An 11,638-nucleotide genomic window follows, 5' to 3' on the forward strand; every position below is an offset into this window, starting at 1 on the left:
CTAGGCGCGCTGCTGCACCGCCACGGCCGCCCCGGTCAGTGCCAGGAAGACGCTGTCGCCGACCGCCGCCGGTGCCGTCGCGCCATGCTGGATGCGCACCAGCGCGCCCGAGGAGAGACGCACCGTGGTGCGGCGGAAGCTGCCGAGGAAGCTGCTCGACACGACCTCCGCGGGGATTCCCTCGGGGCTGAAGACGACATCTTCCGGGCGCACATAGGCGGAGACCGGGCCGAGCGGCGTTGTCGTGTCGATGAGGGGCAGCCGCACGCCCTCGACCACGACGGTTCCCGACTCGTCGACCACGCCGTCGAGACGGTTGCTGAGCCCGACGAACTCGGCCACGAACGACGTTCTCGCCCGGGTGTACAACTCCTCGGGAGCACCGATCTGCTCGATCGTGCCCGCCCGCATCACCGCGACCCGGTCGGCGACCGCGAGGGCCTCCTCCTGGTCGTGCGTCACGAACAGGGTGGTGATTCCCAGATCGATCTGGATGCGCCGGATCTCGTCTCGGAGCTGCACCCGCACGCGGGCATCGAGCGCCGACAGCGGCTCGTCGAGCAGCAGCACGCGCGGCTCCGTCACGAGCGCCCTGGCCAGCGCCACGCGCTGCTGCTGTCCGCCGGAGAGCTGGTGAGCGTAGCGCTCGGCGTGCACGCCGAGGCCGACCATGTCGAGAGCGGCCAGCGCACGCGTTCGACGCTCGTCTTTCGGAACCTTGCGCATCCGGAGCCCGAATTCGACGTTCGACAACACCGTGAGGTGCGGAAAGAGCGAGTACGACTGGAAGACCATGCCGATGTCGCGCCTGTTCGCGGGCAGGTCAGAGACGTCGGTGCCGTCGATCGTGATGCTGCCGCTTGTCGCGTCCTCGAGGCCGGCGAGCACGCGCAGAGCCGTGGTCTTGCCGCAGCCGCTGGGGCCGAGGAGCGCGACGAACTCGCCGGGCTGCAGGGTGAGGTCGACGCCGTCGAGGGCCCGATGCCCCGGGAACTCCTTGACGACGGAGCGGAATTCGACGGTGGCGCCGGCTCCGCGAGCAGCGCGGTCGTGGCGTGGAGCGGATCGGGTGGAGAGACTCATGAGGATGCTCCGGTCGAGGATCGTTTTCTACGGGGGGCGCCGACCCTGCCTATGGCGAGCAGCAGCAGGAAGGCGAAGACGAGAGCCAGCAGGGCGAAGATCACGGCGACGAAGGGATCGGACTTCGACACGATGACCAGTGCGGTCTGCAGGTTGACCCGATTCAGCAGCGCGGCGATGGTGTACTCGCCGAGCACCACGGCGACCGAGATGAACGAGGCCGAGAGGATGCCGCGGCGCAGGTTGGGCAGGAGTACTCGAAGCAGCACCGTCAGCCATCCGGCACCGAGCGAGCGGGCGGCCTCGCTGAGGGTGATCACGTCGATGGCCTGGAGGTTGGCCTGGATGGCGCGATAGGCGAAGGGCAGCACGATGATGCCGTAGGCGAACGACAGGGTCCATACTCCGCTGCCGAACATCTTCGCCACGACGGAGTACACGGGGGCGAGTCCGACGACGAGCACGATCGCGGGGATGGTGATGGGCAGCAGGCAGAGGAATTCCATCGCCCGGCGCAAATAGGGGAAGCGCAATTGCACGAGGATCATGGTCGGAACGAGGATGACGAGCATCACGATGACGGTGACGATGGCGAGCACGACCGAGTTGCCGAGGGCGGTCAGAATGCCCTTGTACTCCCCCGTCAGTCCTCCGGAGAAGACGGCGATCCAGCGGCTGAAGTCGTAGCCGCCCTCGAGCCCGCGACGCAGGGTGAACTCGACCATCGCAATGATGGGCACGAGGAACACGAGCCCAACGATGCCGAGGATCAGCCAGCGCGTGAGCGCGCTGGGCTCGGGCCGGAATGCCTTCGCCTGGCCACTCATCGCTGCCACTTCGCAGACCGTTTCATCAGCAGCGAGTAGAGCGTCATGACGATAACCATCACGACGATCATTCCGAGGGCGAGCGCACCGGCGAGGTTCTCTCGGCCGAGCACGGTCTCGCTCGTGAGGGCCGCGCGGATCTGGAGCGGCACGATCTGCGATCCCTGACTGGTGAGCGCGGCGGCCGTGGCGAACGACGAGAACGCGTTGGCGAAGAGCAGCAGCAGGCAGCCGAGGAACGACGGCGTGAGCACCGGGATGCCGATGCGCCACCAGTAGGTTGCGCGCGAGCCCCCGAGACTGGCGTTCGCTTCGGCCCACTGGGGCTTGAGGCCCTCGAGAGCGGGAAGGAACGTGATGATCATCAGGGGAACCTGAAAGTAGATGTACGGGAGGATCAGACCCGGCAGTTCGTAGAGCCAGACGCCGTCGGCGAAGATATCGATTCCGAACGAGTCTTTCAGGTACACGGTGACCATGCCCTGGATGCCGATGGTCGCCACGAACGCGAACGCCAGCATCACACCACCGAATTGGGCGAGAACCCCGCTGGCGGAGTCCACGACGGAACGCAGCAGGCCCGTGGGATTGGTTCCGATCAGCGCGTAGCAGCAGGCCGCACCCACAACCGAACCGATGACCGCGGTGAGGGCCGAGAGCCCGATCGAGTTGCCGAAAGTAGTGAGGATCAGCGGGTCGGCAAGTGCCTCGATGTTGGTCAGCGAGAACGAGCCGGTGCCGTCGAGGAAGCCGGTGAAGAGGGCGATCGCGGTGGGCAGACCGAGGAAAAGGAGGATGTACGCCGCGAACGGAACGAGGCCGAGGAAACTCGGCACGGTGAAGGCCGCCCGTCGCGACGACTCGGGGCGTCGAGCCTGCACTGCTGCAGGCTCGACGCCCTCGAGGGGAGCGACGACCGACACGAGGGTGTCAGCCATCAGGTGTTGTCTCTTTCTTGGCTACTGAACCGCTGCGGCCCAGTTGCTGCCGAGCAGCGCGGCGGCGTCCTCGGACTCCTTCGCCGAGGGCACGACGGTCTCGTCGGGCGTCTCGGGCAGTGCGTCGAAGAGCTTCTCGTCGATCGTGCCGGCCTCGGCCATGGCGTCGGCACGAACGGGACGTGCACCACCGGCGAGCCACAGGTTCTGGGCCTCGTCGCTGTAGAGGAACTCCTGCCACAGGCGCGCGGCGGCCGGGTGCGGAGCGTCGGCGTTGATGGCCTGGTTGTAGTAGCCGGCGTAGCCGGTGCCCGGGAGCACGACGACCTCCCACTTGCGCTGGCCGTCGAGGTCCTTGCCGTAGCCGACATTCAGGTAGTCCCAGTCGAAGACGACGGGCGTCTCACCGGAGGCGATCGTTGCAGGAGTCGGGTCGATCTTCACGAAGTTGCCGGCCTTGTTCAGCTCGGAGAAGAAGTCGATGCCCGGCTGGAAGTCGGCGGTCGATCCGCCGTTCTGAACGGATGCCATGCCCACGGCCGCGAAGGCGGCCCCGGCCTGCGTGGGGTCGCCGTTGATCGCGACCTTGCCCTTGTACTCGTCGCCGAGCAGGTCGTCGAGGCTCGTCGGAGCCGGAACGGCGTCGGGGTCGTAGCCGATCGCCATGTATCCGCCGTAGTCGCCGACCCACAGGCCGCTCTGCTCCTTGAGCGCATCCGGGATGTCAGCCCAGGTCTCGACCTGGTACGGGGCGAACTTGTCGGTGTTGGCGAGGGCCACCGCGGCGCCGACGTCGAAGACGTCGGGGGCGGTGTCCTGTCCGGCCAGGTTGTCGGCCGCCTGGATCTCCTCGGCGCTGGACGCATCGGGCGAGGCCTCGGTGATGGTGATCTCGGGGTACTTCGCAGAGAACGCGTCGAGCACGGCGCCGTAGTTGGCCCAGTCGCGAGGAAGCGCGATCACGTTGAGGGCGCCCTCGGCCTTGGCGGCCTCTTCGAGGCCGGCGAGGTCGCCGAATGCCGAGACGCTGGTGGCGGTCGCGGCGTCGACTCCGCCGTCTGCGGAGGCGTCGGCCGAGGTGCTCGCGCACGAGCTGAGCGTGAGGGTGAGGGCGATCGCAGCGGCGATGCCGGCGATGGCTGTGCGGGTGGAAAGCAAGAGTCCTCCAGGTGGATCGGGCGGGTGTCGGATTCGGCTGTGGTTCCGACGTGCCGACGCTATGAGTGCCGCACGACCTGGATGCGACCGCCCGGTATCGCCGAGGTGAACGGCGCGTGTCTCGCTGTCGGTGGCACATGGGTACCCTCATGGCATGGCCTCATCGCTGTCTCCCGCCCTGGCCCGCCGCGTCGCCCTCGCCGCCCAAGGGTTCGGCCGCCCGTCCACCGGCGCCCCTCCCGGCATCCGCCAGTTCGCGTCGCTGATCGACAGGCTCGGCCTGCTGCAGATCGATTCGGTCAACGTCTTCGAACGAAGCCACTACCTGCCGGTCTTCGCCCGCCTCGGCGGTTATGACAAGGCGCAGCTCGACCGGCTCACCTACTCGCCACGCATCACCGAGTACTGGGCCCACGAGGCGTCGTTCATTCCCGTCGACACGCTTCCCCTTCTGCGCTGGCGACAGCAGGAGTATCGCGAGAAGTGGGCGGCCGACTCGGAGTCGTGGTTCAACGCGAACAGGCCCATGACCGAGTGGCTTCTCGCAGAACTGGCGGAGAAGGGGCCGATGCGTGCGAGTGAGATCGAGCACGAGTCGAACACGCGCAGCGGCTCGTGGTGGGGCTGGTCAGACGTGAAGCGCGGGCTCGAGACCCTCTTCCGCTGGGGCGACGTGGTGAGCGCCGGCCGCACCCGGTTCGAGAGGGTCTACGCCCTTCCCGAACAGGTGCTGCCCGCATCGGTGCGAGAGCTGCAGGTTCCGCGCGACGAGGCCATGCGCAGGCTGATCTCCATTTCCGCCCGCGCGCACGGCGTGGGCACCGCAGACGACTTCGCCGACTACTTCAGGCTCAAGGCCGTCGACGCGGTGCCGGCCATCCGCGAACTCGAGGAGTCCGGCGAGCTGCTTCCCGTCACCATCGACGGCTGGGGCAAGGCCGCGTGGCTGCATCGCGACGCCCGGCTCCCGAGGCGAATGGATGCGACGGCGCTGCTCTCGCCGTTCGATCCCGTCGTCTGGGCCCGCGCCCGGGCGCTGCGGCTGTTCGACTTCCACTACCGCATCGAGATCTACACGCCCGAACCCAAGCGAGTGTTCGGCTACTACGTGCTGCCCGTGCTCGTCGACGACCGCGTCGTCGGCCGGCTCGACCTCAAGAACGACCGGCAGGCGGCTGTGCTGCGGGTGCGGGCGTCGTGGTCGGAGCCGGGTGCGCCCGACGAGACGGCGGCCAGGCTCGCACCGGTGCTGCGCCAGACCATGCAGTGGCAGGGGCTCACCGACATCGAGGTGTCGCAGAAGGGCAACCTGGCTGCGTCACTCGCCGCGGAGCTGTCGAGCTAGAACTCGCCGCCGATCTTCTCGAGGCGCGCGACCCGGTCGACGATGGGCGGGTGCGTGCTGAAGAGGCGGGTGAGCATGCCGGGCTTCAGCGGGTCTGCGATCCACATGTGCGACATCGACGACGACTGCTTCTGCATCGGCCGCCCGTAGGCCTGCAATTTCTCGAGGGCGCTGGCGAGGGCATCCGGATGCCGTGTGGTGAGCGCCCCTGTGGCATCGGCGAGGTACTCGCGCTGGCGCGACACCGCCGCCTGCACGAGGCCGGCGACCAGCGGAGCGACCAGCATGGCGACGAGCCCCAGGATGAGCACGACCGGGTTGCCTCCGCCTCCGCCCCCGTTGTTGTTGCTGCGTCCGCCCCCGAAGAAGGCGAAGCGCAGGAACATGTCGGCGATGAAGCCGACAGCCACGACGAGGCCGAACACGATCATCGAGACGCGGATGTCGTAGTTGCGCACGTGACCGAGTTCGTGGGCCATGACCCCCTCGAGTTCGGCATCCGTCATGATGTCGAGCAGGCCCGTGGTAGCCGCGACGCTGGCGTGCTGCGGATCACGGCCGGTGGCGAAGGCGTTGGGGGCGGGGTCGTTCACGATGTAGACGGCGGGCATCGGCGTGCCCGTCGTTATCGACAGGTTCTCGACGATGCGCCAGAGCCGCGGATTGTCTGCCTTCTGGATCTGCACAGCGCCGCTCGACATGATGGCCTGCCGACTGGCGAAGAAGTACTGGAACGCGGCGTACGCGATGGACACCGCGACGGTGATGATCACGATCGTGGTGTTCTGGTAGATCGCGCTCGCCAGCCATCCCAGCCCGCCGATGATCAGCAAAAAAACCAGGATGATGAAGACGGTGTTGCGTTTGTTCCTGGCGATCGCCCGGTACATTCGGCCCCCGCTCGGAGGCTAGAACTGCACGCGCGGCGGCTCTGCGATGGCGGCCAGGTCGGCCACCTCGAAGAACTCGCGCTCGGTGAAGCCGAGTCTCTTGGCGAAGACGTTGTTCGGGAACACGCGGATCTTGGTGTTCAGCTCGCGGACTCCACCGTTGTAGAAGCGCCGTGACGCCTGCACCTTGTCTTCGGTGTCGACGAGTTCGGCCTGCAGCTGAAGGAAGTTCTGGCTGGCCTGCAACTGGGGGTAGGCCTCGGCCACGGCGAAGATGCTCTTGAGGGCAGACTGCATGTGGGTCTCGGCGACGGACGCGTCGACCGGGCCCTGCGCCTGCAGGGTCTCGGCGCGCGCCGCGGTGACCGACTCGAAGACGCCCTTCTCGTGCGCCGCGTACCCCTTCACGCTCTCGATGAGGTTCGGGATGAGGTCGGCGCGGCGCTTGAGCTGCACCGTGATGTCGCTCCACGCCTCGTCGACGCGCACTTTCAGGGTGACGAGAGAGTTGTAGGTGGCCCACAGATAGATTCCGATGATGGCCACGAGCACGACGACGACGATTACCGGGATGAGCCATTCCATGCGATCACTATAAGCCAACCCCCAGCAGACCCGGTTCGCTGTGGAGCAAGCTCCCAGAGATCATCCCTCTTCAGGGGCGTCGCTCCGCCTGCGGCAGGTATTCGACGGCGCGCAGCACCTCCGCTATGACCGAGGGCTCGGCGAGCACACGGAAATGACCGCTGAGAGGCAGGGCGATGTTCGTCGCACCGGCGAGCTCGCTGCCGCTCGGGATGTGGGTGTCGTAGTACGGGTAGATCGAGATGATGTGCTCGTTGATCGCCTTCTCCGCCGCGAGCGCGGCGATGCTCCCCTGCCCCGGCGCGAACTCGCGCAGCGGCCTCGTGAGCGGCAGCCGCGAGAGGGTCGAGCCCTGGAAGGGCGACGCGATCGCGACCACCCCCGCGACCCGCCCATCCGGATCGTCGAAGGCGAGCACGTGCTTGCCGATGAGCCCGCCCTTGCTGTGCGCCACGATCACCACGTCGGTGAGGTCGCGCTCGCGCAGCACGGAACCGGCCATCCTGGCGGCCTGGGGAATCGGGATGCTGTTGCGCTGCAGTCCGTGCACGACGAAGCACGGATGCCCCTGCCCGTGCAGTGCCTCCGCGACGGGGAGCAGGTACTCCCATTTCTCGTAGACGCCGGGCACGAGGAGGACGGGTCTGCCCGATCCCGTCTCGAACGGCACCGGGTCGGGCCGCGCCTGCGCGTTGCGGCGTTCGGCCGCGAGCGCGTAGGCGTAGTCGCCGATCCAGACTCCGGCGCGGTCGCGCAGGCGGCGGGGGGCGCGGAGGCGGGGCGACATGCCCGTAAGCCTAGGCGTCTACCGTCTGCGGTTTCCGGCCAGCGCCTGCAGCCAGCGGTACGAGTCCTTCGGCGTGCGCTCCTGGGTGGCGAAGTCGACGTGCACCAGGCCGAAGCGCTGGCTGTAGCCCGCCGCCCACTCGAAGTTGTCGAGAAGGCTCCAGACGAAGTAGCCCCGCAGATCGACGGATGCCGCCGGTCCGCCGGGCGCGGTGGCCCGCAGGGCGGACTCCAGGTGTTGAGCCAGATAGTCGATCCGTCTCGGGTCGGCGACGACGCGTTCCCCCGTGCGCTCGTCGAACACGACGGACTCGGAGAAGCTGGCTCCCCCCTCGGTGATGAACACCGGCGGCAGGGCCGACCCGTACCTCTCTGCCATCTCCGTGAGCGTGGTCTCGAGGAACTCTGGAGCGATCGGCCAGCCGAATCCGGTGGTCGCGAACTCCGGCCAGGGTGCGAGGTGGAACGGCAGCGAGGTCATCGCGGCCGCGTCCCCGTCGGGCGACACGGCGCGGCCCGCCCCCGCGGCGATGCGCGTGGGGAAGTAGTAGTTGAGCCCGTAGAAATCGAGGGGCTGCGAGATGATGTCGAGATCGCGGGAGTCGACCTCGAGGAGCGGCTTGACGAGAGACGCGAATTCGTCGAGGGGTTGCGGGTACCGACCCAGGAGCACGGGGTCGGCGAAGATGCGGTTGTGCAGCAGGTCGAACAGCCCCGCGAACGCGGTGTCCTCGTCTGACGCGGTCGCGCCGGAGGTGGGCGTGTGCACGTTGGTGATACCCACGAGACCCTTCACATCCGCGCCTCGGAGGCCTTCGACGGCGTAGCCATGACCGAGCAGCAGGGTGTGCGCCACGGGTAGCGCGTCGAACAGAAGCGTCTCCCCCGGCGCGTGGATGCCCAGGGCGTAGCCGTTGAGCATCACGGTCGCGGGCTCGTTCACGGTGACCCAGTGGTCGGCCCTGTCACCGAAGCGCTCTCCCAGCAGGAAGGCGAGCTCGCCGAACCGCTGCGCGGTGTCTCGGGACAGCCAGCCCCCGGCGAGCTCGATCGGCGTGTCCCAGTGGAAGAGGGTGGCCATCGGGCTGATCCCGTCGGCCAGCAGCCGATCGATGAGACGGTCGTAGAAGGCCACGCCCTGGTCGTTCAACCGGCCCGAGCCGCCGGGCTGCACCCGGGGCCACGAGATCGAGAACCGATAGGAGTCGACACCGAGGTCGCGCACGAGGTCGACGTCCTCGTCGAGGCGATGGATGTGATCGGTCGCGACATCCGCGGTCGCTCCGCCCCGGATACGGCCGGGCTGGTGCATGAACGCATCCCACGTCGACGCACCGCGCCCGCCCTCCCTCGTCGCCCCCTCGATCTGGAATGCGCTCGTGGCCACACCCAGCACGAAGTCACGACGGAGTTCGGCGGCGAGCGTCTCCGCGCTCGGGAAGCGTGTGGCCTTCGACGTCATTCTCCGAGTACTCGATTCAGGTAGGGGTTCGCGAAGACGCGCTGGGGATCGAGGCGATCGCGCACGGCGAGGAAGTCGTCGTAGCGCGGATACATGTCGCGGAGCGCTGTCGAATCCCTCGTATGCATCTTGCCCCAGTGCGGGCGTCCGCCGTAGCCGAGCATGATCTCCTCGACCGCTGAGAAGTACTCGGTCGGATCCTCGCGGTAGTAGCGGTGCACGGCGATGTAGCCGCTCTCCCTGCCGTAGGCGGTGGACATCCACAGTTCGTCGGAGCGGGCGAAGCGCACCTCGACGGGGAACGAGATCCGCCAGCCGCGGTCGTCGATGAGCCGCATCACGTCGCGCAGCGCATCCGGAACCGATTCGGCCGGGATCGCGTACTCCATCTCGCGGAAGCGCACGGTGCGCCGCGTGGCGAAGACGCGATGCGAGCGATCGGAGAACTCGCGGTTGCCCATCAGGCGTTCCGCCATGCCGTTGACCCGGGGAATGATTCCGGGCAGGGCGACGGCTGCAGCGCAGGTAGCCCGGTAGACGCCATTCGTCAGCGCCACGTCCTCGGTGAAGCGGGCCAGGGGTGTCAGGGGCCTCAGCTCCCCCGTGGCGGGAAGGCGCGTGTTCGTCTTCGTGACCGCCGTGCGGGTGTGCGGAAACCAGTAGAACTCGAAGTGATCGCTCGCCTCGACCCGCTCGGCGAGTGATCCGAGCGACATCGGTGCGACGTCGAGCAGACCGCCGAGGGCCAGCGGCACCTCGCGGGCGTGCAGGGCGAACGCGTCGACGCACTGGAGGGTGACCTCGACGAGGATGCCCAGGGCGCCGAGTCCGAGCGCCACGGCCGGCAGCAGCTCGGCGTTCTCGGTGTCGGAGACGCGAAGGAGCTCCCCGTCGCCCGTGACGATCACGGCGCCGCGAACCTGGCCGGCGATGCCGGTGAACTCGGAGCCCGTTCCGTGCGTTCCGGTCGAGATCGCCCCGCTGATGCTCTGCCGGTCTATGTCGCCGAGGTTGGGCATCGCGAGGCCGAGGGGTTCGAGGAGGCGGGGGATGTCGAAGAGACGCGTGCCGGCGGCCAGGGTGACCCGCTTGCGATCGGTGTCGACGCCGACCAGCCCGGTGAGGGCATCCAGGTCGAGCTGCACCCCGGGTGCGACAGCGATGCCGGTGAAGCTGTGCCCCGCTCCGACCGCCTTGATGGTGAGCCCCGAGCGAGCCGCGGCGATGACGGCCCGCTGCACGGCGCCCGCGCTCGTCGGCCGCTCGACACGCTTCGGGCGCACAGCCTCGGTGCGACCCCAGTTGCGCCACACGGCGCCGCTTGCACTCATAGGAACGCCTTCCCTTCTCCTCGGTAGCTCGGAACCATCGCGACGACCTCGTCGCCCGACACGATCGCCACCTCCGACACGTGCTCCGCGAGTTCACCCGACTTCGTGTGCCGCAGCCACGCCCGGTCGCCGATCCGCAGCTCGGCGGCGGCCGCGCCCGACAGGGGCGACTGTACCTCGCCGGCCATCTCGCGGGCCTGCAGCTCGAGCCCCTCCGGCCAGACGATCTCGGGGGTCCTGTCCTTCTGCGGCGGTCCGGATGCGATCCAGCCGCCCCCGAGGAGCGTCGCCATTCTCGGCGTCGGCTTGCGCACCACCGACAGCGCGAACGCCGCTGCGGGGGCGGGCTTGAATCGGGAGTACGTGTCGAAGAGGTGACCGCCCAGCAGGCCGGAGCCGGCCGCGATCTCCGTCACCGACGCATCCGCCGACGTGCTCTCGAGCGAGCCTGTGCCTCCGCCGTTGACGAACTCCAGCGGCGAGATGCGCCCCACCGCCTCGACGATCGCGCCGCGCCTGTCGGTGAGTTCCGCCACAGAATGCGTCTGCATCCAATCGAGCACGACGGCGCGCGCAGGATTGCCCCTCGGCCTGTTGCCGACGCCGGCGATCTGCGCCTCGTAGCCCATGATGCCCACGAGCGTGAAGCCGGGGCGTCGCTCGATGGCCTCTGCCAGGCGCCGGGCCTGGGCGACCTCGCGCACCGGGGATCTCCACACGCCGACGTGGCCGAGCGGCCGCGTGACGAATGACATGTCGATCTCGAGGCAGAGCCGAAGATCCTCGCGCGTGCCGGGTGGCGCGACCTCGTCGATGAAGTCGAGGTGGTCGAGCGAGTCGATCATCAGCGTCACCCGCGAGGCGAGCTCCGGGCTCGAGGCGAGCTCGCGGATCGCCGTGACGTCGACGCTCGGGTAGCCCACGACGACGTCGTCGATCGTCTCGGCCAGCCAGAGCGCCTCGGGAAGCGTGTACGCCAGCACCCCCGCGTATCCGTCGAGCGCGAGCACGGCATCGACCAGAGACCGGATGCGCACCGATTTGGATGCGACACGGATGGTCGTTCCGGCGGCCCTGTCGAGCATGTCGTAGGCATTGTGCGAGAACGCCTCGAGGCTGACGGCGGCGAGCGGGGTCTCGAGGTGCGCCGTGGCCGCGGCCAGGCGCGGCCACCAGGTCGACGGCGTGCGCCATGGCTCGGTGTCGGGGCGGAGGAGAGGAGGGATCACGGTA

At 68.3% G+C, this 11,638-nt stretch carries 11 protein-coding genes; 1 reads left to right on the forward strand and 10 read right to left on the reverse strand.

Features of this window, described 5'->3' with window-relative positions:
* The 4 genes from ASF06_RS12215 to ASF06_RS12230 are packed head-to-tail and all read right to left on the reverse strand — an operon-like array spanning window position 1 to window position 4,006.
* Window positions 1-1,083: an ABC transporter ATP-binding protein gene (locus tag ASF06_RS12215; RefSeq protein ID WP_055947398.1), complete on the reverse strand. Its 1,083-nt coding sequence runs from the start codon at window positions 1,081-1,083 to the stop codon at window positions 1-3.
* On the reverse strand, window positions 1,080-1,910 hold the full coding sequence (locus ASF06_RS12220; protein WP_055947401.1) for an ABC transporter permease: 831 nt from the start codon (window positions 1,908-1,910) through the stop codon (window positions 1,080-1,082). The genes ASF06_RS12215 and ASF06_RS12220 overlap by 4 nt, the downstream gene beginning before the upstream one ends.
* Entirely contained in the window at window positions 1,907-2,848 is a 942-nt protein-coding gene (locus ASF06_RS12225) for an ABC transporter permease (RefSeq protein ID WP_157439196.1), read from the reverse strand. Before ASF06_RS12225 ends, ASF06_RS12220 begins: the two co-directional genes overlap by 4 nt.
* 21 nt (window positions 2,849-2,869) lie before the next feature.
* Window positions 2,870-4,006, reverse strand: a complete 1,137-nt coding sequence (locus tag ASF06_RS12230; RefSeq protein ID WP_055930059.1) for an ABC transporter substrate-binding protein — start codon at window positions 4,004-4,006, stop codon at window positions 2,870-2,872.
* A 154-nt stretch (window positions 4,007-4,160) separates the two neighbouring features.
* On the opposite strand from ASF06_RS12230, the gene ASF06_RS12235 reads away from it, so the two are divergent.
* Window positions 4,161-5,351, forward strand: coding sequence for a winged helix-turn-helix domain-containing protein (locus tag ASF06_RS12235; protein ID WP_055947404.1), 1,191 nt, complete (start codon window positions 4,161-4,163; stop codon window positions 5,349-5,351).
* On the opposite strand, the gene ASF06_RS12240 is transcribed toward ASF06_RS12235, so the two are convergent.
* From ASF06_RS12240 to ASF06_RS12265, 6 genes are all read right to left on the reverse strand, one after another.
* Window positions 5,348-6,241 (reverse strand): M48 family metalloprotease, encoded by an 894-nt coding sequence (locus tag ASF06_RS12240; RefSeq protein WP_055947407.1) that lies wholly within the window; start codon window positions 6,239-6,241, stop codon window positions 5,348-5,350. The genes ASF06_RS12235 and ASF06_RS12240 overlap by 4 nt on opposite strands.
* Window positions 6,242-6,259: 18 nt before the next feature.
* Window positions 6,260-6,826 carry a LemA family protein gene (locus ASF06_RS12245; RefSeq protein ID WP_055947409.1) on the reverse strand — a complete coding sequence of 189 codons (567 nt, stop codon included), beginning with the start codon at window positions 6,824-6,826 and terminating at the stop codon, window positions 6,260-6,262.
* 70 nt (window positions 6,827-6,896) lie between these two features.
* On the reverse strand, window positions 6,897-7,613 hold the full coding sequence (locus tag ASF06_RS12250) for an esterase/lipase family protein (RefSeq protein ID WP_055947412.1): 717 nt from the start codon (window positions 7,611-7,613) through the stop codon (window positions 6,897-6,899).
* Between the two features lie 18 nt (window positions 7,614-7,631).
* Window positions 7,632-9,074: a GH1 family beta-glucosidase gene (locus ASF06_RS12255; protein ID WP_055947416.1), complete on the reverse strand. Its 1,443-nt coding sequence runs from the start codon at window positions 9,072-9,074 to the stop codon at window positions 7,632-7,634.
* On the reverse strand, window positions 9,071-10,405 hold the full coding sequence (locus ASF06_RS12260; RefSeq protein WP_055947418.1) for a D-arabinono-1,4-lactone oxidase: 1,335 nt from the start codon (window positions 10,403-10,405) through the stop codon (window positions 9,071-9,073). Before ASF06_RS12260 ends, ASF06_RS12255 begins: the two co-directional genes overlap by 4 nt.
* Window positions 10,402-11,634 (reverse strand): alanine racemase, encoded by a 1,233-nt coding sequence (locus ASF06_RS12265; RefSeq protein WP_055947421.1) that lies wholly within the window; start codon window positions 11,632-11,634, stop codon window positions 10,402-10,404. Before ASF06_RS12265 ends, ASF06_RS12260 begins: the two co-directional genes overlap by 4 nt.
* Window positions 11,635-11,638 lie beyond the last annotated feature (4 nt).

Origin of the sequence: Agreia sp. Leaf244, assembly GCF_001422695.1 — a bacterium.
Lineage (GTDB): Bacteria > Actinomycetota > Actinomycetes > Actinomycetales > Microbacteriaceae > Agreia.

Coding starts and splice junctions, on each gene's coding strand:
- ASF06_RS12215 (WP_055947398.1), bottom strand. CDS start 1,083: ATGAGTCTCTCCACCCGATCCGCTCCACGCCACGACCGCGCTGCTCGC.
- ASF06_RS12235 (WP_055947404.1), top strand. CDS start 4,161: ATGGCCTCATCGCTGTCTCCCGCCCTGGCCCGCCGCGTCGCCCTCGCC.
- ASF06_RS12250 (WP_055947412.1), bottom strand. CDS start 7,613: ATGTCGCCCCGCCTCCGCGCCCCCCGCCGCCTGCGCGACCGCGCCGGA.
- ASF06_RS12225 (WP_157439196.1), bottom strand. CDS start 2,848: ATGGCTGACACCCTCGTGTCGGTCGTCGCTCCCCTCGAGGGCGTCGAG.
- ASF06_RS12245 (WP_055947409.1), bottom strand. CDS start 6,826: ATGGAATGGCTCATCCCGGTAATCGTCGTCGTCGTGCTCGTGGCCATC.
- ASF06_RS12240 (WP_055947407.1), bottom strand. CDS start 6,241: ATGTACCGGGCGATCGCCAGGAACAAACGCAACACCGTCTTCATCATC.
- ASF06_RS12260 (WP_055947418.1), bottom strand. CDS start 10,405: ATGAGTGCAAGCGGCGCCGTGTGGCGCAACTGGGGTCGCACCGAGGCT.
- ASF06_RS12220 (WP_055947401.1), bottom strand. CDS start 1,910: ATGAGTGGCCAGGCGAAGGCATTCCGGCCCGAGCCCAGCGCGCTCACG.
- ASF06_RS12255 (WP_055947416.1), bottom strand. CDS start 9,074: ATGACGTCGAAGGCCACACGCTTCCCGAGCGCGGAGACGCTCGCCGCC.